At 68.3% G+C, this 23,026-nt stretch carries 21 protein-coding genes and 2 pseudogenes; 17 read left to right on the plus strand and 6 right to left on the minus strand.

What is annotated here, in order from left to right:
- Positions 1-16: 16 nt before the first annotated feature.
- Genes Amac_RS23990 through Amac_RS24010 form a run of 5 tightly spaced genes read left to right on the plus strand, consistent with a single transcriptional unit; the run spans position 17 to position 6,696 of the window.
- Positions 17-1,699 (plus strand): thiamine pyrophosphate-binding protein, encoded by a 1,683-nt coding sequence (locus tag Amac_RS23990; RefSeq protein WP_170322618.1) that lies wholly within the window; start codon positions 17-19, stop codon positions 1,697-1,699.
- A gap of 21 nt (positions 1,700-1,720) precedes the next feature.
- Positions 1,721-2,209 (plus strand): (2Fe-2S)-binding protein, encoded by a 489-nt coding sequence (locus tag Amac_RS23995; protein ID WP_155356643.1) that lies wholly within the window; start codon positions 1,721-1,723, stop codon positions 2,207-2,209.
- Complete coding sequence (locus tag Amac_RS24000; RefSeq protein ID WP_246268630.1) at positions 2,199-4,553, plus strand: xanthine dehydrogenase family protein molybdopterin-binding subunit; 2,355 nt, start codon at positions 2,199-2,201, stop codon at positions 4,551-4,553. Before Amac_RS23995 ends, Amac_RS24000 begins: the two co-directional genes overlap by 11 nt.
- On the plus strand, positions 4,550-5,209 hold the full coding sequence (locus Amac_RS24005) for an SRPBCC family protein (protein WP_155356644.1): 660 nt from the start codon (positions 4,550-4,552) through the stop codon (positions 5,207-5,209). The genes Amac_RS24000 and Amac_RS24005 overlap by 4 nt, the downstream gene beginning before the upstream one ends.
- On the plus strand, positions 5,206-6,696 hold the full coding sequence (locus tag Amac_RS24010) for a CoA-acylating methylmalonate-semialdehyde dehydrogenase (RefSeq protein ID WP_155356645.1): 1,491 nt from the start codon (positions 5,206-5,208) through the stop codon (positions 6,694-6,696). The genes Amac_RS24005 and Amac_RS24010 overlap by 4 nt, the downstream gene beginning before the upstream one ends.
- 5 nt (positions 6,697-6,701) lie before the next feature.
- Here Amac_RS24010 and Amac_RS24015 read toward each other — a convergent pair whose 3' ends face one another.
- Together Amac_RS24015 and Amac_RS24020 are read right to left on the minus strand one after the other, a co-directional pair.
- On the minus strand, positions 6,702-6,875 hold the full coding sequence (locus Amac_RS24015; RefSeq protein ID WP_155356646.1) for a hypothetical protein: 174 nt from the start codon (positions 6,873-6,875) through the stop codon (positions 6,702-6,704).
- Positions 6,876-7,032: 157 nt separating this feature from the next.
- The gene (locus Amac_RS24020) at positions 7,033-7,452 is read right to left on the minus strand and encodes a hypothetical protein (RefSeq protein ID WP_155356647.1); all 420 of its coding nucleotides are present in this window, start codon (positions 7,450-7,452) and stop codon (positions 7,033-7,035) included.
- Between the two features lie 379 nt (positions 7,453-7,831).
- Here Amac_RS24020 and Amac_RS24025 point away from each other — a divergent pair, with 379 nt between their 5' ends.
- Positions 7,832-8,800: a DUF6461 domain-containing protein gene (locus tag Amac_RS24025; protein WP_155356648.1), complete on the plus strand. Its 969-nt coding sequence runs from the start codon at positions 7,832-7,834 to the stop codon at positions 8,798-8,800.
- 135 nt (positions 8,801-8,935) lie between these two features.
- Here Amac_RS24025 and Amac_RS24030 read toward each other — a convergent pair whose 3' ends face one another.
- The gene (locus Amac_RS24030; RefSeq protein ID WP_373869834.1) at positions 8,936-10,000 is read right to left on the minus strand and encodes an endo-1,4-beta-xylanase; all 1,065 of its coding nucleotides are present in this window, start codon (positions 9,998-10,000) and stop codon (positions 8,936-8,938) included.
- Positions 10,001-10,115: 115 nt separating this feature from the next.
- Positions 10,116-10,520 (minus strand): annotated as a pseudogene (locus Amac_RS56355) (endo-1,4-beta-xylanase); the annotation flags it as partial.
- A 598-nt stretch (positions 10,521-11,118) separates the two neighbouring features.
- On the opposite strand from Amac_RS56355, the gene Amac_RS24035 reads away from it, so the two are divergent.
- Positions 11,119-11,805: a hypothetical protein gene (locus Amac_RS24035; RefSeq protein WP_155356649.1), complete on the plus strand. Its 687-nt coding sequence runs from the start codon at positions 11,119-11,121 to the stop codon at positions 11,803-11,805.
- Here the strand turns inward: Amac_RS24035 and Amac_RS24040 are convergent.
- Both Amac_RS24040 and Amac_RS24045 read right to left on the minus strand, forming a co-directional pair.
- Complete coding sequence (locus tag Amac_RS24040; RefSeq protein WP_155356650.1) at positions 11,799-12,881, minus strand: hypothetical protein; 1,083 nt, start codon at positions 12,879-12,881, stop codon at positions 11,799-11,801. The two genes, Amac_RS24035 and Amac_RS24040, sit on opposite strands and share 7 nt — an antisense overlap.
- A 104-nt stretch (positions 12,882-12,985) precedes the next feature.
- On the minus strand, positions 12,986-13,537 hold the full coding sequence (locus Amac_RS24045; protein WP_155356651.1) for a hypothetical protein: 552 nt from the start codon (positions 13,535-13,537) through the stop codon (positions 12,986-12,988).
- Positions 13,538-13,826: 289 nt separating this feature from the next.
- Between Amac_RS24045 and Amac_RS24050 the strand changes: the two are divergent.
- The 10 genes and pseudogenes from Amac_RS24050 to Amac_RS24095 all read left to right on the plus strand — a co-directional run.
- Positions 13,827-14,396 (plus strand): annotated as a pseudogene (locus Amac_RS24050) (cytochrome P450); the annotation flags it as partial.
- A 31-nt stretch (positions 14,397-14,427) separates the two neighbouring features.
- Positions 14,428-14,961 (plus strand): hypothetical protein, encoded by a 534-nt coding sequence (locus Amac_RS24055; protein ID WP_155356652.1) that lies wholly within the window; start codon positions 14,428-14,430, stop codon positions 14,959-14,961.
- A gap of 310 nt (positions 14,962-15,271) precedes the next feature.
- Positions 15,272-16,432, plus strand: a complete 1,161-nt coding sequence (locus tag Amac_RS24060; protein WP_170322620.1) for an MFS transporter — start codon at positions 15,272-15,274, stop codon at positions 16,430-16,432.
- A gap of 200 nt (positions 16,433-16,632) precedes the next feature.
- Positions 16,633-17,904 carry a cytochrome P450 gene (locus Amac_RS24065; protein ID WP_155356654.1) on the plus strand — a complete coding sequence of 424 codons (1,272 nt, stop codon included), beginning with the start codon at positions 16,633-16,635 and terminating at the stop codon, positions 17,902-17,904.
- Between the two features lie 9 nt (positions 17,905-17,913).
- Positions 17,914-18,156 carry a ferredoxin gene (locus Amac_RS24070; protein WP_155356655.1) on the plus strand — a complete coding sequence of 81 codons (243 nt, stop codon included), beginning with the start codon at positions 17,914-17,916 and terminating at the stop codon, positions 18,154-18,156.
- Entirely contained in the window at positions 18,153-19,592 is a 1,440-nt protein-coding gene (locus Amac_RS24075) for an aldehyde dehydrogenase family protein (RefSeq protein WP_155356656.1), read from the plus strand. The genes Amac_RS24070 and Amac_RS24075 overlap by 4 nt, the downstream gene beginning before the upstream one ends.
- 72 nt (positions 19,593-19,664) lie before the next feature.
- Positions 19,665-21,041: an MFS transporter gene (locus Amac_RS24080; RefSeq protein ID WP_155356657.1), complete on the plus strand. Its 1,377-nt coding sequence runs from the start codon at positions 19,665-19,667 to the stop codon at positions 21,039-21,041.
- Positions 21,038-21,466 (plus strand): HtaA domain-containing protein, encoded by a 429-nt coding sequence (locus tag Amac_RS24085; RefSeq protein WP_155356658.1) that lies wholly within the window; start codon positions 21,038-21,040, stop codon positions 21,464-21,466. The genes Amac_RS24080 and Amac_RS24085 overlap by 4 nt, the downstream gene beginning before the upstream one ends.
- Positions 21,463-21,867: a Zn-ribbon domain-containing OB-fold protein gene (locus Amac_RS24090; RefSeq protein WP_155356659.1), complete on the plus strand. Its 405-nt coding sequence runs from the start codon at positions 21,463-21,465 to the stop codon at positions 21,865-21,867. Before Amac_RS24085 ends, Amac_RS24090 begins: the two co-directional genes overlap by 4 nt.
- The gene (locus tag Amac_RS24095) at positions 21,867-23,024 is read left to right on the plus strand and encodes a thiolase C-terminal domain-containing protein (RefSeq protein ID WP_155356660.1); all 1,158 of its coding nucleotides are present in this window, start codon (positions 21,867-21,869) and stop codon (positions 23,022-23,024) included. Before Amac_RS24090 ends, Amac_RS24095 begins: the two co-directional genes overlap by 1 nt.
- The last annotated feature ends 2 nt before the right edge of the window (positions 23,025-23,026 follow it).

The following is a 23,026-nucleotide window of genomic DNA, read 5'->3' on the forward strand; positions in this document are numbered from 1 at the left end:
ATCTAGGAGAGCTCACGTGAGACGAGTGGCCGATGCCGTCGCCGAGACCCTGCGGGCCCAGGAGATCGATGTCTTCTTCATGCTGACCGGCGGCGACCCCGCGCTGTGGACCGCCCTTCAGCGCCAGGGCATCAGGATGATCCCCTGCCGGAGCGAGCAGGGCGCGGCCTACATGGCCGACGGCTATGCCAGGATGACCGGCCGCCCCACCTTCGTCTACGGCCAGCACGGCCCGGGGTCGGCCAACATCTCCTCGGCGCTCGCGGACGCGTACTGGGCGATGAGCCCGGTCGTCTCCCTGACCAGCTCGGTGCCGGCGGCGACCCGCGACCGCCACGAGTACCAGCTGCTGGACCAGCTGGCGATGCACCGCCCGGTGACCCACTGGGCCGGGGAGGCGCTCCGCGGCTCCCACGTGCGATCGATGCTGCTGCGCGCCATGCACGAGGCCACCAGCGCGCCCGGCCCCGCGCACCTGGACATCCCGCGCGACGTGCTGGCCGAGCCGCTGGAGGACGGCGGCACGCCGGACGCCCCGGCGGCCACGCTGCGGGCCCCGCAGTACCGGACGGCTCCCGCGCCGGAGGCGGTCAAGGCGATCGTGGCGCGCCTGTCCGGCGCACGCCGAGTCGTGATCATGGCAGGGTCCGGTTCCCGGGTCTCGGGGGCCGACCCCGAGGTGCGGCTGCTGGCCGAGGCCCTGCGGGCGCCGGTCGTCACCTCCATCGGCGGCAAGGCGTCCATCAGCGAGGCGCACCCGCTCGCGGTGGGCGTGGTGGGCCGCTACGCGGCCGGGGTGGCCAACGACGTCGTGGACGAGGCCGACCTGGTGCTCGTGCTCGGCAGCCGGTTGGGCAGTGTGACCAGCGACTCCTTCACGATGTTCGCCTCCGCGGACCTCATCAGGGTCGACACCCGCTCGGACGCGCTGGACCCGTCAGCGGCCCTCAACGTGCTGGCGGACGTGAAGCTCACCGCCCAGGCCCTGCTCTCCGAGCTCGGCGCCGACCCGGGGGCCGCGCGGGACACCGCGTGGGTGGCCTCGGTGAGCGAGCGGGTCGCCGGGTGGCGCGAGAACGCGCTCAAGGTGCCCTCCACGGGAGGCGAGTCCGGGCAGATGCACCCCCGCGAGGTGGTGTCCGCGCTGTCCGAGTCGCTCGCACCCAGCGACGTCGTGGTCGCCGACACCGGCTACATGGCGGCCTGGGCCGGAGTCCTCTACCAGGCGCGTGCGGCGGGAACCACCTTCCTGCGGGCCGCGGGCTCGCTCGGCTGGGCGATCCCCGGAGCGCTCGGCGCCCAGCTGGCGGCGCCGGAGCGCCGGGTCGTCTGCGTCACCGGTGACGGCGGGACCGGATACAACATCGCCGAGCTGGAGACCGCGGTACGGGTGGGCATCCCGGTCACGATCGTGGTGGTCAACAACGGCACCCTGGCCTTCGAGTACCACCTGCAGAAATACGTGGAGAAGAACGTCATCCCCGAGATCAACGACTTCTCCGACGTCGACTACGGAGCCGTCGCGCGCTCGCTGGGCGCGGCAGGCGTGCTGGTACGTTCCAAAGGCGAGCTGGATGACGCGCTGGCGACCGCGGCGCGGAGCGAGGCTCCCACGCTGATCGACGCCCGCGTCGACCGGGAGGCGATCGCCCCCGTCACCTCGTACGCGAATCAGGGCATCGACCCGTCCGCTCTCTGATCTGTGCCAAGGAGGCCGCCGATGCCTTACGTCCGGACCACCGTCAACGGCCAGCCGGTCGAGCGCGAGGTGGAAGCTCGCCTGCTGCTGTCCGATTTTCTCCGCCACGAGCTGGACCTGACCGGCACGCACGTCGGTTGCGAGCACGGTGTCTGCGGCGCCTGCACCGTGCTCGTCGACGACCGGCCGGTACGGGCCTGCCTGATGCTCGCCGTGCAGGCGAACGGCAAGCCGGTGCGGACCGTGGAGTCCCTGGCCGAGCCGGGGCAGCCGCTCTCCCGCGTGCAGGCGGCCTTCAAGCGCAACCACGCCCTGCAGTGCGGGTTCTGCACCCCGGGAATCCTCATGTCGCTCACCGCGGTGCTGGAGGAGGAGGGACCTGTTTCGAAGGAGCGGGCCGTCGACGCCCTTCGCGGGCACCTGTGCCGGTGCACGGGCTACCGCAACATCATGACCGCGATCGACGAGATCTGCGCGGAGCCGAAGGAGGTGGGAGGCGGTGCCGGGTAACGTGGGGCGGCGGATGCCGCGGCTGGAGGACGACCGGCTGCTGCGCGGGAACGGGATGTATCTCGACGACATCCACCTGTCGGGCTCGCTGCACGCGCACGTCGTCCGCAGCATGCACGCGAACGCGCGGATCGCCGGCATCGACGTCGAAGGCGCCCGGCGGGCGCCGGGGGTGCGGCTGGTCCTGACCGGCCACGACCTCGGCGACCTCAACGGCCCGCTACCGCTGCTGGGCCCGCACCCCAGCCTGCTGGCGCCGCGCACCCAGCGGCCGCTCGCGGTCGACCGCGTCCGGTACGTGGGCGAGGCCATCGTCATGATCGTCGCCGAGGACCGCTACCTCGCCGAGGACGCGGCGGACCTGGTCCAGATCGACTACGAGCCGCTGCCGGAGGTCGTCGAGTTCGACGACGCCCGGCGCGGCGACCGGTTCGTGCACGACGACATCGCCGACAACGTGGCCGCCGTCGTGTCGCAGGTCAGGGGTGATCCCGAAGAGGTGATCAGGTCCGCGCCGCACACCCTCGCGCTGAGCCTGGACATCGAGCGCAGCTGCGGCAGCCCGCTGGAGGGCCGCGGCGTGCTCGCCGACTGGGATCCGCGCCGGCAGAAGCTGACCGTGTTCGATTCGACCCAGTCACCGGTCGCGATCCGCCAGGGGCTCAGCCGGATCCTGGACGTGCCGCTGGACCGGCTGGAGGTCTCCGCGCCCGACGTCGGCGGCGGGTTCGGAACCAAGATCATGCTGTTCTACCCGGAGGAAGTGCTCGTTCCCTACGCCGCGCTGCGGTTGAGCCGGCCGGTGAAGTGGACCGAGGACCGCTGGGAGCATTTCATCAGCGCCAACCAGGAGCGGGGACAGCACCACGAGGCCGTCGTGGCGTTCGACGACAACGGGCGGATCCTGGCGGTAAGCACCGATTTCGATCACGACACCGGCGCCTACGTTCCGTACGGGATCGCCGTACCAGCCGTTACGGGAACACACCTGCCCGGACAGTACGACATCGAGCACTACCGCTACAGCGGCCGGGTGCTCTACACCAACAAGCCGCCGGTGAGCCCCTACCGGGGCGCCGGCCGGCCGCAGGGCGTCTTCGTCATGGAGCGCCTGATCGGGGCGGTCGCCAAGCGGCTGGGCACGGAGCCGTGGCGGGTGCGCCGCGCCAACCTCATCCCGTCCAGCGCATTCCCGTACGACACGGGGCTTGAGCTGCACGACCGCAGCCGGGCGATCTACGACAGCGGCAGCTACGTCGAGGGCTTCGACCGGATGCTCTCGCACGTCGACGTCGAGGCGTTCCGGGAGCGGCAGCGCGCGACGCGAGCCGAGGGCCGCCACCTCGGGCTGGGCATGGCCACCTATGTCGAGGGCACCGGTGTCGGCCCCTACGAGGGATGCGCCGCGACGCTGAACAGCAGCGGGCGGATCGTGCTGGAGGTGTCCGTCCCGTCCCAGGGACAGGGCCATGCCACCACCTTCGCCCAGATCGCCGCGGACGTCATCGGCTGCGCGGCCGAGCAGGTTCACGTGGTCACGGCGGCGGGAGGCCCCACCGCGGTCGGCCACGGCACGTTCGGCAGCCGGGCCGCGGTGATGAGCGGCAACGCGGTCGCCGCCGCCGCCCACGCGCTGCGGGCGAAGATCCTCGCGGCCGCGTCAGTGCTGCTCGAATGCTCCGCGGAAGACCTGGAGACCAGGGACGGGAACGTCTTCGTGCGCGGTGCCGAGAACGCCCGGGTGAGCCTGGCCGACATCGCGAGCGGCGCCAACCCCATCCAGTACCCCGGCACGGACAGACCCACCCCCTGGGTCTCCCGGGAGCCCGGCTCCGACGCGCCGGTCTCGCTGTCGGCCACCGAGTACTTCCGCAGCGGTCAGTGGGTGTTCGGCAGCGGGGCCCACGGCGTGATGGTGGAGGTCGATCCGGGCACGGGACGGGTCACCATCGACCAGTACGTCGTCGTCCACGACTGCGGGCGGGTCATCAACCCGCTGGTCGTGGACGGCCAGGTGGTCGGCGGGCTGATCCAGGGCATCGGGGGCGCGCTGCTGGAGCGGCTGACCTTCGCCGACAACGGCCAGCCCACCACCACCAGCTTCCTCAACTTCCACCTGCCGACCGTCGACGACCTGCCCCCGCTGGTCCTCGATCACCTGGAGACCCCCTCCCCGTGGAACCCGCTCGGGATCAAGGGCACGGGAGAGGCGGGCATCATCCCGGTCGCGGCGGCGATCGCCGAGGCCATCGAGGACGCGCTGTCCCCGTTCGAGGTCCCCGTCACCTCGATGCCACTCTTCCCGGCGGACATCCGCACCGCTATCGATAGGACTGAGCCATGAATCTCGAACATAGTTTCGACATCTTGGCGGAGCCGGATGTCGCCTTCGCCTACCTGATGGACGTGAACCGGGTGGCGACCTGCGTACCGGGCGTGAGCCTGCAGGAAGAGCTGGGCGAGAACACCTACCGGGGCACCCTGAAGGTCAAGGTCGGTCCCGTCACCGTGACGTACGGCGGCATCGCCCGCATCATCTCGGCGGATCCGGTCACCAGGGTCGCCGCGATCGAGGCGGAGGGCGAGGAGAGCGGCGCCGCCGGGTCGGTTCGCGCCAAGGCCACGATGTCGGTGGTGCCGGCGGCCACCGGATCGCGCGTCACCGTGAGCACGGACCTCGCGCTCACCGGTCGCGTCGCCACCATGGGCAAGGGAGTGATCGAGCAGGTCGGCAACCGGATGGTGGCCCAGACCTCCCAGCGGATCGAGCAGGCCATCCTGGAGTCGGTCGCGAGTTCTCCGGCGGTGGACGTCACCGGCCCGCTCGCCACCGGCAGTGCGCCTCCCGCCCGGCCGGAAGCCGCCGGGGACGGATCGGCGCTGCGGGTGATGCCGTTGCTGGGATCCCTCATCGCCGACTGGGTCCGCCGGACCTTCGGAAAGATCTTTGGTGCTCGCCGGAACCGCGCGAGCCGCACCACTCCCGGGGAGCGGAAATGACGCACACGACGCACTGGATCGACGGCAGGCCGTGGGGCGGCGCCGGCGAACGGCGCGGCGAGGTTTTCGACCCCGCGACGGGTCAGGTGACGGGACGCGTCGACCTCGCATCCCCCGCCGAGGTGGACGAAGCCGTCGCCGCGGCGGCCGGCGCCTTCCACGCGTGGCGCGAGGTGTCGCTGACCAGGCGCACGCAGGTGATGTTCGCCTTCCGGGAGTTGCTCAACGCCCGCAAGGAGGAGCTGGCCGCGATCATCACCGCCGAGCACGGCAAGGTCCTCGCCGACGCCCTGGGCGAGGTGACCCGCGGGCTGGAAGTGGCGGAGTTCGCCTGTGGCATCCCTCACCTGCTCAAGGGCGGTTTCTCGGAGAACGTCTCGACGAGGGTGGATTCGTACTCGATCCGCCAGCCGCTCGGCGTCGTGGCCGTGATCTCTCCGTTCAACTTTCCTGCCATGGTGCCGATGTGGTTCCTTCCTGTCGCCATCGCCGCCGGCAACACCGTCGTGCTCAAGCCCAGCGAGAAAACCCCCGGCGCGGCCGATTTCATGGCCGCGCTCTGGAGTGAGGCGGGGCTGCCCGACGGCGTGCTCAACGTCGTGCACGGCGACAAAGCGGCGGTGGACCGGCTGCTCGACCACCCCGACGTCGAAGCCGTCTCGTTCGTGGGTTCGACGCCGATCGCGAAATACGTCTACGAGCGGGGCACCCGGGCCGGCAAGCGGGTCCAGGCGCTCGGTGGCGCGAAGAACCACATGGTGGTGCTCCCCGACGCCGACCTCGACCTGGCCGCCGACGCCGCGATCAACGCCGGCTTCGGGTCGGCGGGAGAGCGGTGCATGGCGATCTCCGCGCTGGTGATCGTCGAGCCGGTGGCCGACGCGCTCATCGCCAAGATCGTCGAGCGGATGGCGCGGCTGCGGATCGGCGACGGCCGGCACGGCTGCGACATGGGGCCGCTGGTCACCCTGGCACACCGCGACCGGGTGGCCTCCTACCTCGACGCGGGCGTGGAGGCAGGAGCGGAACTCGTGGTGGACGGCCGCAAGCAGGGCATCGACGGCGACGAGCGGGGTTTCTGGCTCGGCCCGACGCTGTTCGACGGGGTCACCGCGGAGATGCCGCTCTACACCGACGAGATCTTCGGGCCGGTGCTCTCCGTGCTGCGGGTGCCGACGTACGAGGCGGCGCTCGACCTGGTGAACGGCAACCCATACGGCAACGGCACCGCGATCTTCACCAGGGACGGCGGCGCGGCCCGGCGTTTCCAGCACGAAGTCGAGGTCGGCATGGTCGGGATAAACGTGCCCATTCCCGTGCCGATGGCCTACTACTCGTTCGGCGGCTGGAAGCAGTCGTTGTTCGGTGACTCCCATGCGCACGGCACTGAGGGCGTGCACTTCTTCACCCGCGGCAAGGTCGTGACCTCCCGATGGCCCGACCCGAGCCACGGCGGAATCAACCTCGGCTTCCCCACCCAGGACTGATTCAGTCACTTGGTTTCGATGGGCAGGCCGTCCGCCACGGCGGCTAGGACCGCCGCCGCGGCGACCCACCGCTGCCGCTGCCGCCGCTCTCGCAGCGCGTCGGCGGCGAGGCTCGTCGCAGGTCCTTCGACCGGGTCCCAGATGTCGCTGACAACCTCGGTGGCGGTCTCGATCGTCACCCCCACTGGCTGACGAGAATGTTCCCGGTGACGAGGGCGAGCGCGAGCACGACGAGGTGCGTCCCGATGAGTCGGTCGGCGCTTATCAGTCCAGCGAAGACGGCGAAGGCCCCGCCGGGTGACCGGCGGGGCTTCGGAGCCGACGTGCGAGAGAACCTCAGTTGAACGGGTTGTCGTAGAACCCGGAATTGGTGTGGTACGTGCTGTTCGGCGGGTTGAACTTCACTCCGTCCACCGTGAGCGTCACATTGCTGACGGTCCCGCCGGGCGTCACCTCGCCGCTGACGAGGTAGGCCGGGTTCGTGCACTGCGGAATCGTCACTTGGGTGCCGCCCCCGGACCACAACGTGGTCCGTAAGCCACCGTTGACGGACGCGTACAGACTGGGCCGGCTGTAGCTGGCCTGCCAGCACATCGCGATCGAGTAGCGGTACTTGGCGTTCCCGTTGTCGAACGCGATCGTCCCGTACGCCCCGGACAGCTTGAAGCCCTGCCCGTACACATCGATGCTCACCGCGATGTCGGACCCGTACGCGGCGTGCGCCGGCGCCACCGGCACCACGAGCGCGGCGACCACCGTCAGAGCAATCGTAAGGACTCGCGAAAAACGTGCCACCAATTTCCACCTTCCCTCGACGAATATCGCTTTGAGGCGATTATTTTGGCAGGACTTCTGACTGTCCACTTGCCAAATATTGACAAATATGTAACCCTCACATATTCAGAATGTTCGGACTTTGAATATTCTTTCTCGCCGCTGCTGAAATGCCTGGTCATTGGGGCACGTTCACGCAACCACGCCGCACCCGGCGGGCGTCCCTGTCCACGCCGTCGCGGCCACGCCGCCCCACCCGGGGTCAGCAGGGTCGGCCCAGGCACGGAAGAACAAGTACAATTTCTCGGCGTACGTGATCGACGGTCCGGAGAACCAGCATTTCCGACGAGCAGGGAGCAAAATGACGACCCGATGGCCGGAAATCCTCGAATATTATCGCATGCTGCTGGACGAGGAGAAATGGCTCTCCTCGGCCATGTGCTGGACGGCCGTCGAAGGAGGCCAGTCACTCACGGAAATCGCCGTGCGGGTCTCGGGGCGCCCGGAGCTTGAGGGCCCACGGGACATTCACGAACTACCGCATGGCGAAAAACTGACGGTAAGTGCCGGGCTGGTTCCGCCGGCAGTCGTCCTTTTCGAAGCGGGCGGTTTCCTGGGCAGTCACCCGCCGGTCCTGAAACGGCTTAGCACCGACTCGGACGTGTATTCGGTATTCTGGGACATCGACGGGAACAACTACCTCAGCCGCGCCTCCCAAGGACGCCTGCTGACCCGCCTCGACGTCACCGAACCCGAAGAATGGCCGGACGGATGTGAGGAAGCCTGGCCCGAATTGCGGCGCCTCCATCAGGCCGACGAGGACGACTGGCAAGCCACCGCGCTCGCCGTCGTCGAACTCTCCACCGGCCGGAGACTGACCCGGGAATGGCTGCGAAAGCCGCACCATTTCTTTCAGGCGACCTGGCCTCTTACGTACGAGAACGCGACTCCCCCGCCATCCCGCGCAACGGGTGGATTCGGCACACCGGCCGGCCTGATGGAGTCCGTCATCGCTGATTTCGAGTTCGGAGATTTCCTGGTGGTGCACGAGGCATTGGCCTCCCTACGGGCTGGGTCTTATGCGTCCGAGGAACTGATGATGCGGATCCGCCTCGAACTGGTACAGGTGATGACCGCCGACTTCTACGCGCACGACGAAGGAGAGATGGAAGACAACCCCAGGTGGCGAAGGATGCAGGCGGCTCTGGCCCTGTCGATGGCTGTCGAGGAGCCTGGAATCCGGCCACCGGGGTTCGGCGTCTTCAACCATGCGGAACTCGCGTACGGCGACCAGTGGGCCCAGGTCAAAGAGAGATTGGGCCTTCCATAACATCCCTGGGATCATCTTGGTGCGGGACAGCAAGAACCCCAAGGCCGCGTGCACCGGTTCACCGTCAGCAAATTGAACCGGCGCCGGTCCAGGCAGGGATCGTCTGGACCGGCGCGGTGCTGGGCCAAGCCCGGGTTATGCGCGGGTCCATCGCTGGTTGGCGCTGCCGTTGCAGCTGGCGATGGTCACAGTGCTGGTGTTACTCGTGCCGGTCACGGCCAGGCACAGGTTGTTGGCTCCGTTGGTGACGGTGCCGTTGCTGTTGAAGTTCCACTGCTGGTTGGTGTTGGTGTGGCAGTCCCACAGCTGGACGCGGGTTCCGGAGCCGGCGCCGGTCGGGGAGTCCAGGCACTTGCCGAGGATCTGCAGCTGCCTGCCGGAGGTGTAGGAGAACCGCTGGTTGGGATTGGTGTGGCAGTCGTAGATCTGGAACAGGGTGCCGTTGGCGGAGGCGCTGTTCGGCGAGTCCACGCACCGGCCCGCCCCGTCGTTGCGCAACCGGAACGACGCGGAGGGACTGACCGACGGGCTCGGGCTCGGCGAGACCGGTGGGGTGGGGCTGACAGTCGGGACGGCGTTGAGGGCGTTGAGAACGGAGGTGTAGGCGGGCTTCTTGTTGCCGCCGCTGAACAGCAGCGGGGTGTCGCCCGAGCGCCAGGAGTCCTGGTCGCGGACGCCCCACACGGTGATGCCGTTGCAACGCGGCACGGCCAGGCAGTCGTTCACGACGTTGGCGTACGTGGTCGCCGAGGCGCCCTGGATGTCCAGCTCGGTGATCTGCACGTCGACGCCGAGCGCGGCGAAGCTCGACAGGGCGGTGCGGAAGTTGGCGTTGTAGGGGCTGCCGCTGTTGAAGTGAGCCTGGAAGCCGACGCAGTCGATCGGTACGCCGCGCTGCTTGAAGTCGCGGACCATGTTATAGACGCCCTGGGTCTTGGCCGCGGTCCAGTTCTCGATGTTGTAGTCGTTGTAGCAGAGCTTGGCGGCCGGGTCGGCGGTGCGCGCGGTGCGGAAGGCGACCTCGATCCAGTCGTTTCCGGTGCTCTGCAGGTTGGAGCTGCGACGACCACCGCCGCTGCCGTCGGCGAAGGCCTCGTTGACCACGTCCCAGGCGAAGATGTTGCCGCGATAGTGGGCCATCACGCCGTTGATGTGGTCGATCATCGCCTGGCGGAGGGCGCTGCCGGACAGGGACTGCATCCATCCGGGCTGCTGGGAGTGCCAAGCCAGGGTGTGCCCACGTACCCGCTTGCCGTTCTGCACGGCCCAGTTGAAGACGCGGGTCAGCGTTGGTGAAGTTGAACTGGCCGCGGTTGGGTTCGGTGGCGTCGATCTTCATCTCGTTCTCGGCCGTCACCATGTTGAACTCGGCGTTGGCGATCGAGGTGTACTGCGAGTCGCTGAGCTTGCTCGCGTTGATCGCGGTACCGAAGTACCGGTTGCTCTGCGCGGCCGAGGCACCCAGCGTACTCGCGGCATTGGCCGGGGCGGATATGCCCACCACGGCCAGACCGGCGCCGAGGACGCCCACGGTGCCAATGATGAGAGCATTTCGGAAACCTGACGGACGCGTGCGGCGTCCGCCGTCCGGGACGGCATTGTCGATCACGCCTGTTCCTCCACTGGCACCTTGAACCGGACGAGATACGGCTCGCGGCGCGATGGGTGCAACGAGCCATCGCGAGCGAGCCGACGGTATGCCGCTGACCATGGGGCGCATATCCAGCTACTGAGGACCCAGTTTGAGAAATGTAACGAAATGTGTCAACAATCTCTAGAAACTTTCGAATCTCGATATGCAGTCTGAGTCTGTGAACTGCTCAGATGCAAAGATGATCTTTGAAACTTTCCTCACGGGCCGAGCAAGTAGAGCTTTTCGGGCCCTCGACCCGAAATTTTTCGTAACCTCAAAGCTTCGGGCGGGCCGTACCCTACATGCCCGATAGCTAAGGGACGGTCGGCTGGACAAGGGCGCGGAGGCATCGCGTCTCCCGCCCGGCTGCGGAATGAGCCACGCAGTTCGCCGCCGGCGACGCCCGTGATCGCGGCTGGCCGGGCAGATCGCCAGTGGCAAACTTGCCGAGGGAATGCCGTTCCCCACCTCAAGACGCTGATGCGCAACTACCGCATTGCACGCTCGACCGCGGCGCATGGGATGCTGCAGCCCCCTAGCGAGGGCATTGACCTGATCGCATCCTGTGTTCGCGGACTTCGCGGAGGGCAGTCAGTCACAGTCTGGCGTAGGCCAGGGGACATTATCCTTGGGCCGTTCGTTCACGTCCCACTCGCCTTTTCTCGCAGCCCAGGTGGAGCATGAGATGTTCGAGCTGCTGTCGAAGCTTGCGGAGATCTTCTCGTCCTATGGCCAGCAATACTTCACGGGCAGACGGGGCGCCAAGGACGCCAAGGTCGCCCAGTGCTTACTCGACGTCATCCTGACCCTCCAGGAGCTGGTCGCACGTGGGGAGCGGATCCTGCTCCTGGCCGAGGAGCCGGATGAGGAGTTCGCCGATCAGCTGCAGCGGCAGATCGACGGCCTCGAGGCGCTGCGAACGAAGCTGGAGGGCACCCGCGCCCTGCTGACGACGATCGACGTGGAGTTCTACCTCGACCTCGTCGTCTTCATCGACGTCAAGTCGGGATTGCTGAAGAGGTGGGTCCAGCAGGCGAGGCGCAGCGCCTACTCCACGACTACGCTGTTCTTCCTGCCGCCGGAAGACCTGGACGCGGCTCTGGAGAGCGGACGCTCCCATGCCAACGCGCAGGGCATGGAACTCGACCGGTCCGACTATTTGCTCGTCCTGGCCGAGCGGCTGGCGCAGGTGCGAGCCACCGAGATACGTGATATTCGCAGGGTGTCCGGCACCGAGCTGGGCCCGGAGATCGGCGCGGCCCGCACCAGGCTCGATGGGGCGAGGAAGCTCTGCCGCGCTCTCCTAGAGAGCATGGAGCAGACCCTGGGCGCGGAGGCGCTCGCCCGGCTACGCCGCGATCTCGCTCACTGACGCCTATCGGTTCTCCTTCTCAGACCTGGGTCCCTCGGATAGCCGAGAGCGGCCAGGGCGTAGCTGCCTATGCCGGTGGCGTGCACGCGGAGCTGGCCGAAGCCGAGGAGCTCGCCGACGCGTTCGGTGTTGAAAAGTAATCGCTGAAACAGCCCGGTGCCCTTGCCCGCGCCGGTGATGCGGATCTCGTCCAGAGTGAAGTCATCGTTGGGGAAGGAGAAACCCAGCTGCAGCAGCCCCACCGGGGTCTCGTCGGCGTAGACCCGCAGGCTCGCCTCACCGCCGCCGTCCGGATAGATCGCGACCGAGGCCTCGGCGCCGGGCAGCCCGTCGAGCAGGCATTCGGCGAAGACTTCCGGACTGACCCGGATCCACTGTCGCCAGGCTTCCACCAGCTCCTCGTCGATCCGTCCGAAACTCACCCGCGGCACCGAGAAGTCGCTCTGCGTTAAGCTCGCCGAATCGAACCGAGCCGGGGCGGGCGAGGGGGCGCCAGTAAGCGGGATCGAGCGGGCATCCTCGAGGAGTTCGTCCCAGAGCGGGTCGGCCCGGAACGGCGGGAGCATGAGATCCTCGCCGAACTCCGTCCAGACGCTGTGCCAGTACGCCGCCGACGTCGCCGGCCGCATGCCGAGCTTCATCGCACCTGCGATCATGCATCGGAGCAGCAACATGGTTCCACCGATCGAGGCCAGATTAAGCTCTGCCGACTCCTGGCAGTGGACGGCGAGTGCTCTGCTGTCGCGCTCCATCTCCGAGTAGGCGACTAGATGCGGCATATTGCTCACGGTCACCGCGATCTGGGAGTCGAGCACCGAACTCTCCGCCGCCGGCTCGAAGACCGCATCGTCGGCGGTGACGATGAGCGGCCGGACCTCGTCGCCGTCGAGCAGCACGATTTCCAGGGCTCTCTCCCCACGGGGTCCGAAGATCGGCTTCAGCTGGAGGACAGCCTCCGGCGCCAGCCGTACCTCGTCCTGGATCGCCGGGATGCGGACCTGCAGCAGGCCTTGCGACCACGTGATCTCCAGGCCGGGCAGGTCCGCCAGTGCACGCTCGATCTCAATGCCCTCCACAACCGGATTGTGATCCCGGAATGCGGCATTGTCCTGTTGTCAGCAAATCCGTTAGCAAGATCGGCACGGTTAGCGTCCTTGAACTTCCTCGCCGCGCACGCGAGTCACGCGATCCGGTGTTCCGAGGCCTTCCGTTTGGATCCACCCCCGGCCGCGCACATGCCCGGCCGCGATAAGGGCTTCACGCTGCCCAGGCGGGGCAAGCGTGGGTTGTACATCTGGCACAAATTTTCGCCCGTGTCGGAGAACACGTAGCGCTCTGCGTAGATCACACCCTGATGCACCCACTCGTACCGATCAACCGCACGGCACACCAATGCGGCAATCCACTCGACAGCCCGAGCGGCGACTTCCTCAGCCGGGCCCGCCGCCTCCATCCCAAGGCTCGTGGGGGTATCAGGAAGCGTGAACAGCTGATTGTGCAGACGGTCTGCCTGGATCCGGCCGTCAAGGACGTGGATGCCTGCCGCCAGAATTTCCAGGTTCGCGTCCATCGGGGAGAGGCTGACGAGGACGATCGGTAGCAACCCGTCGGCGGTGGACTCCATCCACAGGTCAAGCCCTCGGCCGACTGGGTGCAATTCGAGCCTGGCGAGGACGAGTCGCTGACCTTCGCTTAGAAGACTGTCGTGTTCGTGCCAGTCGTCAAGGAACACCGAATGAGTGTAGATCCAGGTGGCAGCGGACCGCCAAGCCGGAGCCTCGGCCGACATCCGCGCCATAGTCATCGAGGACGTGTGTCAGGCTGAGAGCCATCACGCCAGGAGGGCGCGCCAGCGGTCGGCCGACTCCATCATGTCCAGGCTGACCCGCTCCAGGAACGCCCCTCCTCTGGCCAGCCGCTGCCCCACGGGCTGGTCGAGCCCGGACGTCTCCGCCGCCGCCATCGCGGCCTGCGCCGCCTCGAGCGTCTGCCGGGAACTGATCACGATCGAGTGGTACCAGGCGTCGTCGTCGACCACCGCGAACACGCTGGCGCTGGGCACCTTCGCGCTGCTGCGCAATCCGGCGCAACTGGCCGCGCTGCGCGCCGACCCCGCGCTCGCCGACCAGGCCGTGGAGGAGCTGCTGCGGTATCTGAGCGTCGCCAAGACCTTCATGAGGACGGCGCTGGAGGACGTCGAGCTGGGCGGCGAGACCATCGAGGCCGGTACGACGGTCATCCTGTCGTACAACACCGCCAACCGCGACCCCGGGCGCTTCGCCGATCCCCACGTGCTCGACCTCCGGAGGCAGGACGGCGGGCACCTGGCCTTCGGCCACGGCATCCATCAGTGCCTGGGTCAGCAGCTGGCCCGCGTCGAGATGCGAGTCGCGTTCCCCGCGCTGGTCAACCGCTTTTCCACGCTGCGCCTGGCCGTACCGGCTGAAGAGGTTGGCCCTAGGCGTCCCCCTCCCCACGCCTGTATTAGCCGGCGGGTGCTGCGACACTCGACGGGTGGACGACGAGCTGACTGCGGCGTTGGTACGCCTACGGGAGGCGTTCGCCCGCTATCCCCGGAGGCCTCTGCTTGATGGTTGCCCCCATTGCCGGGGTTCAGTGGCGGTGGATGAGGACGACTTGTTCTCGTTGACAATCAGTCTGGGTAACACCGTCGGGAACAGCGATGACGTGAAGAGTCTCTTGCCATTGCTGCTCGAGCGGCTCGTCAGGGGAAGTGACCTCGACGAGAGCATCGTCCTGGGCAAACTGGTCCGCGAAGGCTGGCGGTCCTGGCCGACCGTGGAGCAAGAGGCTATCAGTGGCTACCTCACGGCGGTTTGGCGTTCTCTGTTGACGAAGTATCCGCCGCGAATCGGCTCGTTTCGAGACGCGGCCGATTTCCTCGGCGTGATCGACGAACTCGCCGAGAGCGTGGCGCCGTTCCTCAGCCTGTGGGAAGGCACCTCTGGCCCGGAGGCAGACCGTCACCTCGCCGACCTGGTGGTCGGCTGGGTCAGCGGATCCCATCTGCCCGACGCGGTCCTCACCTGGCTGCATTGCGACTCGACTAGGAACCGCCTGTATGGCGCGTTCGAGCTCCATCACGACACGCCTTGGGCCGACGACTTCGCCCGAGCCTACGACTATCTCGCCTGAGCCTCGCCTATCCCGTTTGTCGGCATCCAGTTCGGCGTGGGCTATGGGCATGGTGATGATGCCGGGACTGATCGAGTTGGTCCGGGCGCCCGGCTTCCCCATTCCGCCGACGCCAATGACGACGAGAACGTTCTGCGACATGGTCGCGAGCTCCTTCCCGTGCCGGCACGCCGCCGTGTCTCCAGCCTGTCGCTCACCTCGCGGTGCGCATGGGTGGATACTCCATCAAGTATAACTTGTCATATTTGTGAGGCTGCGCGAACTCAGGAAGGGGCATTCCATGCCAGATCAACGCCCGCGGAGGAGCCGCATGCCGAAGGTCGTCTGGTTGCTCGCCATCATCGGATTCACGACCATGGTCGGCTCGGGCGTGGTGGCGCCTTCGTTGCCCGCCCTGGCCATCGAGTTCGGCATCACCGCCGGCGTCGCGAGCCTGGCGGTGAGCGTCTTCGCGGCCATGCGGCTCGTCGGGGGGCTCGCCACCACCGGCCTGCTCCGGGTGTGGACACTCCGGACGCTGCTCTCGGGTGGACTGCTCCTGCAGGGGCTGTCGGCGCTTGGCGCCGGTCTGGCGCCCGAGGTCATCAGTTTTCTCGTGGCGCGGGCCGTGGGGGGCATCGGCTCGGCCGCCTTCACGGCCGCGGCGACGGGCCTGCTCATCGCCACGGTGCCGGCGGATGTACGCGGCCGGGCGATGAGCACGTTCATGACCGGCATCTCCCTCGGCACCGTCTCGGGACCCGCCATGGGTGGCACGCTCGCGACGCTGAGCGCCCGGCTGCCCCTCGTGGGGTACGGCGTCGCCACCACCCTCGCCTCGGTACTCGCGTTCGTCCTGCTGCGCCCGCACCGGACGCTCCGGGCAGCGGGGTCGGCCCCGATGCAAGACGCGGCGAACGGCTCCACGCGGGCCACGGCCCGCGCCCTCGCCACCGACAAGGTCTTCGTCGCGGTCCTGATGTGCCAGTTCATCGCGGGGTGGATCTTCTACGGCATGCGGTCGGGGTTCATCCCCCTGCACCTCGCCGCCGCGGCGTACTCGACCGCGTTCATCGGCCTCATGGTGTCGCTGACCGCGCTGTCGCAGGTGGCGGGCTCCGCCATAGCGGGGCCGTGGTCCGACTCGCGCGGCCGCTACGGGCCGCTGCTGGCCGGTATCGCGTGCACCGCGATCTCGCTGGTGTTCATCGCACTGCCCGACCGGATGCCGCTGGTCGTCGCCGGGTTCGTGCTGCTGGGTCTCGCCGCGGGCGGGGTCAACTCCGTCAGCTCCGCCCTGCTGGGCGATTCCGGCCGTGGCACGAACTCGACGGCCCTGGCCGCGTACATGGTCGCCATGGACCTCGCGGCCGTGGTGGGTTCCCTGGTCAGCGGTGTCCTCGCCGACTCGGTGGGATTCCCCGCCGCCTTCGCGCTCGCCGGCGCGCTCACGTTGGCGGCGGGAGCGTTCGTGCTGCGCGCGAGGAGGTGATCGATCGCGGTCCGGAGAGCGGGCCACGCGAAATTTACTCTTGTGTAACACGTTATATAACTGGTTATACTTATCCGGACGGCGGAGATGCCGCATCCCTCGAAGCAGCGGACAGGGCGAAGCGGATGCCGACGACAGGAGCGGCGGCGCACCACCACACCCGCCGAAGCCGTCTCAAGGCCGAGACTCGGAGACCCCCTATGCAGATCCATGCCAACGAGCACCCCCTCACCACCGACAAGGACATCTCCAGCCGCGCCTTCTGGGCCCAGCCGTTCGCGGAGCGGGAAAAGACCTTCGCGTGGCTTCGCCGGAACGCGCCGGTAAGTTGGCACGCTCCCATCGAAGTGCCCGGGCTGCCTCGGGATGTTCACCGCCAGGCCGGGTTCTGGGCCGTCGTCCGGGCCAAGGACATCACCTTCGTCAGCGAGAACCACGATCTGTTCAGCTCGGCGCTGGGGACCGCGACCGTCCGCCCCATGGACGAGACGTTGCGGCAGCCTCCGACCTTCCTGCATATGGACCCGCCCGAGCACACCGCCTATCGGAAGGTGATGAGCGCCGCGTTCACGCCGAAGGCGGTGGCCAAGCTCAGCCGGAAGATCGAGGAGCGGGCGCGGGAGATCATCGATCGCGTCGCCGGGGCGGGCGAGTTCGACTTCGTCGCGGAAGTGTCCTGCAAGCTGCCGATGCTGACGGTCGCGGACCTTCTCGGCGTCCCCCCGGACCTCGCCGAGGACTTCGCGCGGGCCGGTGACGAGGTGATCACCATCGGAGCGGCCCCGGAGGAGCTTCCCCCGGGCGTCTCGTACCAGGAATACGCGGCCGAGCGGATGCGATTCCTCTTCGCGCTGGGCGCGGAGCTCGCCGCGCATCGTCGCAAGCACCCGGCCGACGACATCATGACCAGCCTCGTCCAGGCGGAGTTCGACGGACGCAAGCTCACCGATCAGGACATCAGCTCGATGATGATGCTGCTGAGCGTCGCCGGCAACGACACGACCAAGCAGACGACGTCGCAGACGGTGATCCAGCTCGATCGTCATCCGGACCAGCGTGCCTGGCTCATGGAGGATTTCAGCGGCCGGATCGCGGGAGCGATCGAGGAGTTCGTCCGGCACGCCTCGCCGGTCATCGCCTTCGCCCGGACCGCCGGCACCGACCTCGAGCTCGACGGTGTCCCCATCCAGGCCGGCGACAAGGTCGTGATCTTCTACGCCTCCGGAAACCGCGATGAGACCGTCTTCGAGAATCCGGAGCGCTTCGACCTCGCACGCGGGCGGTCCCCGCATGTCGGTTTCGGGGGCGGCGGCGTGCACTACTGCCTGGGCAACGGGGTGGCCAAGGCACAGCTGCGCGCCCTGTTCCAGGAGATTCTCACGAAGCTGCCCAATCTCGAGGTCGGCGAGCCCGAGTACCTGCCCAGCGAGTTCATCAACGGGGTCCGCCGCCTGCCCGTTCGAGTGTCCTAGGAAGCCGCCATGAAGATCGTTATTGATCGCGGCCGGTGCACGGGCATCGGCATCTGCGAGTCGGTGGCACCGGATCACTTCGAGGTCGACGAGGACGGAACGTTGCAGCTCATCAGCCTCGGCATCAGCGAGGACGAACGGCCGCTGCTGGAGGAAGCCGTCCGGTCCTGCCCCGCACGCGCGCTGCGCCTCGAAAACCGCCTCGAAAACCGCATGGAAAACCGCGTCGAAACCCAGGGAGCGGGCCAGTGACGACCACCGATGTCGGCGCACGGACCTTCGTCGCGACCGCCGCCGGTCGCGATCTCGTCACCAGCGACCGGTTCGACGTGATCAACCCCGCGACGGGTCAGGTCCTCGCCACCGCCCCGTGGGTGCTTCCGGGGCAGCTCGACGAGGTTTTCGCCGCGGCGGCCGCGGCCGGCCCGGGGTGGGCGCGCGACGAGGACCGCCGGCGGGTGGCGATGCGCGAAGCCGCCGCCGTGGTCGAGGCACGCGTGGACGAGCTCGCGGTGATCCTCACCTCGGAGCAGGGCAAGCCCCTCAACGATGCCAAGGGGGAACTCGGCCGGGCCGTGTCGTGGTTGCGCTACTACGCGGATCTGGAGATCCCGCGCGAGATCGTCCGCGACGACGACCAGGCGTTCCAGGAGGTCGTTCGCCGGCCGATGGGCGTCGTCGCCGCGATCACGCCGTGGAATGTTCCGATCGGCCTCGCCATGTGGAAGATCGCCCCGGCGCTGCGGGCGGGGAACACCATCGTGGTCAAGCCGTCGCCGTACACGCCCCTGACCACCCTGGCGGTGGGTCACCTCCTGCGGGAGGTGCTGCCCCCCGGCGTGCTCAACGTCGTGTCAGGACCGGAGCCGCTGGGCGCCGCGCTCGTCTCCCATCCGGTGCCACGCAAGGTCAGCTTCACCGGCTCCACCGCGGTGGGGCGCCTGGTCTCCCGCGCCGCGGCGGAAGATCTGAAAAGGATCACTCTGGAACTCGGCGGCAACGATCCGGCGATCATTCTGCCGGACGTCGATGTGAACGCGGTCGCTCCGGCGCTGTTCTGGGGTTCGTTCATGAACAACGGGCAGGTCTGCCTCGCCGCGAAGCGGATATACGCCCACCGCGACATCTATGCGGATCTCGCCGACGCGGTGGCCGAGATCGCCGTGTCGGTGCGCGTGGGGAACGGCCTCGACGAGGGCACGCGGCTCGGTCCGATCAACAACAAGCCGCAGTTCGAGCGCGTCGAGATGCTGGTCGAGGACGCTATGCGGAACGGAGCCGCCGCGCGCGCCGGCGGTCGCGCCCTCGACCGGGCGGGCTACTTCTTCGCGCCGACGATCCTGACGGGCGTCCGCGACGGGGTGAAGGTCGTCGACGAGGAGCAGTTCGGCCCTGTCATGCCGATCATCGCCTTCGACCACGAGGACGACGTCGTCGAACGCGCGAACGCGAGCGAGTACGGACTGACCGCCTCGGTGTGGTCAGCCGATATCGAGCGCGCGTACCTGATAGCCGACCGGCTCGACACCGGTCAGGTCTCCATCAACGTCCATGGCGGCGGAGTGCTGCCGACCCTGCCGTTCGGCGGCCACAAGGCCAGCGGCGTCGGAGTCGAGAACGGGCCCTGGGGCCTGCACGGCTTCACCGAACTCCAAGTGATCAGCGGGCCACCCCGGCCACGAGCGTAGGTCCCAAGCCGGTCGCGGCCGGCTGTCAAACAGTTCACCTCGGGGGTTTCGCCACCAAGAGGGAGTACCCGAATGACCACAGCCGAAATCCGTCCAGTCACAGCAGGTAAGAAGCAGAGATCGCCATGGTGGGTCATCATCGGCGCGGGCATCGCCGGAATGTGCGCGCCGGGACCGGTTTCGCTCGGCACCCTCGGCCTCTTCGTGCTGCCGATGAACGCCGAACTCGGATGGAGCAGGACCCAGGTGTCCGCGGGCTTCACCTTCGCCGCGTTCGGCATGGCCATCGGGCTCGTCGTCGTCGGCCGCCTGCTCGATCGTCTCGCCGTCCGGTGGATCATCATCCCGAGTTTCCTCGGCTACGCGACCGTGTTCGCCCTCCTGGCGGCGGTCGGCAAAGACTCGCTCCCGCTCTACTACACGCTGCACTTCCTGGTCGGCCTACTGGGCTCCGGCACCAGCATCCCGTTCAGCAAGGCCCTGGTGAGCTGGTTCGACAACAGGCGCGGCATGGCGATCGGAGTGATGACCGGCTTCTGGGGGCTCGGCTCCTCGCTCATGCCACTCCTCGCCAGTCCGCTCATCACCCTCTTCGGGTGGCGGGGCGCCTACGTGGTGCTCGCCCTGCTGGTGATGATCGTCGCGACCTCGGCGGTGAGCGCCCTCGTCCGCGTACGTGCCGAGCGCAGCCTGCGCGGGCGGCTGGTCAAGGAAGTCGTCGACGCGCGGTCCGCGAGCGTGGTGACCCTGGACGTGCCCGGCCTCACCTTCAGGCAGGCGCTTCGAAGCCGCCAGTTCTGGATGATCACGCTTGGCCTGGGCATGGCCGGTCTGACCGTCACCGGCATTCAGGTGAGCCTGGTCCCCATGATGGTGGACCGCGGCATCGAGCCCGCGCAGGCCGCGTTCCTGCTCACCATCTTGGGCCTGTCCGGCCTGGTCGGCCGGGTGGCGGGCGGCTTCGTCATCGACCGGGTTCCCGGCCGGATCATCGGCGCCGTCGTCGTCCTGATCCCCATCGCCGGCCTGCTGTTCCTGCGACCGCCGTTCGCCGTCGTCGCGGTCGCGGTGGCGGTGATCGGTCTGGCTCTGGGCATCGAGAACGACCTTGTCGTCTTCTTCATCACGCGCTACCTGGGGACCCGCGAGTACGGCCGCATCGTGGGCGTGATCCAGGCCGCCTTCCTGATGACCTCCGCGTTCGGCCCGGTGGTCTTCAGCGCGGCCCACGACCAGTTCGGCTCCTACAGCACGATCATCCCCGTCTTCATCGTGGGCCTGGTCGTGTCGGCGATCGTGATCCTGCTCCTCGGCAGGTACCGCTACCCGGCGGTGCGCGGTTTCGACCAGCTCGCCGCCAAGGACGAGCTGGCCGCCGCGGAAATCCTCAGCGAGCAGGCCGGGAGAGAGGGCAACACCACGCCCGCGGCCGAAGGAGCGCAACGGTGACCGAGCACCTGGTGTGGGGAGTCCACGAATCCTTCCGGGCCTACGTCGAGGAGATCGGCGAGATCCGGGTCGAAGCGCCCGCGTCGGCCGTCGGCTCCGGGTTCCTTTTCCGCCGTACGAGCTACGCCGGCCGGTACACGGGGACGGTGCTCTTCACCGCGCACGGGGGGCTGCTGCGCCTCGAGGTGCGCGACCCCTCGATCCACCGCGAGGGAGAGCGGCTCGTGCTGAGCGTGGTGGACCCGACCGCCCGGCTCCGCATCCTCGCCGATCTCGTGCCGGCCGGGGACGGGAGCGGCTTTCACGCCACGCTGGCCCCGGAAGGAGCCGTCGCGTTCGATTTCCGCTACCCGGCGGGATCTCCCCTCGCGCCGCTACGCCTCGACCCACCATCCGACCATCACGCGACCACGAGGAGAACATGAACACCCCGCTGACACCGAAGGCATCGCAGGTCACGACACCGTTCTGGGAGGGAACCAAGCAGGGCGAGCTGCGGATTCAGCGGTGCAACGCCTGCGCGCGGTTCTACTTCCAGCCGCGGACGTCCTGCCGCCACTGCCAGTCGCTGGACGTCGAGTGGCGGCCGGTCTCGGGCCGGGCGACCCTGGCGTCCTATGTGATCAACCGCAGGCCCATGTGGGGCACGGAACCGCAGGTGATCGCCCTCGTCGAGCTGGACGAAGGCCCCCGGCTGATGACCAACATCGTCGAGGTCGCGGCGGACCCCGAAGCGCTCCCCCTCGGGATGCGGCTTGAGGTTCGCTTCTCGGAGCGCGGGGACATGTCCCTGCCGATGTTCGCCCCGGCCCGAGGGGAGGCCTGATGGGATCCATGCACCACGGCGGCGTCGTCATCGTCGGTGCCGCCGAGACCACCGAGCTGGGCACGCTACCGACCACCCCAGAACGTGAACTGCACCTCGACGCGGCGCGGAACGCGCTCGCCGACGCGGGCCTGACCACGGCCGGCATCGACGGGATCGCCACCGACCGCGCCCCGGTCTACGAGATATCCGACGCGCTGGGGATCCGGCCGCGGTGGTTCGACGGCACCGCCGTCGGCGGCTGCAGCTTCATGGTCCACGTCCGCCACGCGGCGGCGGCCATCGCGGCGGGCGCGGTGGACACGGTGCTCATCACGCACGGGCAGTCGGGTCGATCCCGGGTGGAGGCTCCGCCCTACGTGCTCGATCCCTCGAGCCCGGCGGGTCAGTTCGAGCAGCCGTACGGCGCGCTGGCGCCGTACTCCACCTTCACGGTGCCGGTGCTGGCTTTCCTGAAGTCCCGCGGGCTGACCCGCCGTGACCTCGCGGAGGTCGTGGCGGCGCAGCGCGAGTGGGCGGTGCCGAACCCGCGGGCGCTGCGCCGCAAGCCCGTCACGGTGGACGAGGTGCTGGACGGTCCGGAGGTCGCCTACCCGTTCACGAAGGACATGTGCTGCGTCGTGACCGATGGCGGCGGCGCGCTCGTCCTCACGAGCGCCGAACGGGCCAGGGACCTCGACGGCGCCGAGCGGCACGTCTACCTGCTCGGGTCCGGCGAGGGCGCCGAGGGGCCGCTCGTTTCGCAGATGGACGACCTCACCTCGTTCGGTCCGTTCCGGACAGCGAGCCAGGAGGCGTTCCGAACGGCGGGCATCACGCATGCCGACGTCGACCACGCCATGTTCTACGACGCGTTCGCCCACCTCCCGCTCTACATGCTCGAGGACACCGGTTTCGTCGGGCGCGGCGAGTCCGGGGAGTTCATCCGGGCGGGGCACACGCTGCCTGGCGGCCGGCTGCCGATGAACACCAACGGCGGCGGCCTGTCCTACACCCATACGGGGAGGTACGGGATGTTCGCCATCCAGGAGGCGGTCCGCCAGCTGCGCGGCGAGGCCGTCGTCCAGGTCCCCGGCGCGAGGATCAGCTTCGTCCAGGGCGTCGGCTACATGTTCGGCGCCGCCGGCAGCCTCGTGCTCGCCAACGTCCCCGGTTGAAG

Source organism: Acrocarpospora macrocephala (genome assembly GCF_009687865.1).
GTDB lineage: Bacteria > Actinomycetota > Actinomycetes > Streptosporangiales > Streptosporangiaceae > Acrocarpospora > Acrocarpospora macrocephala.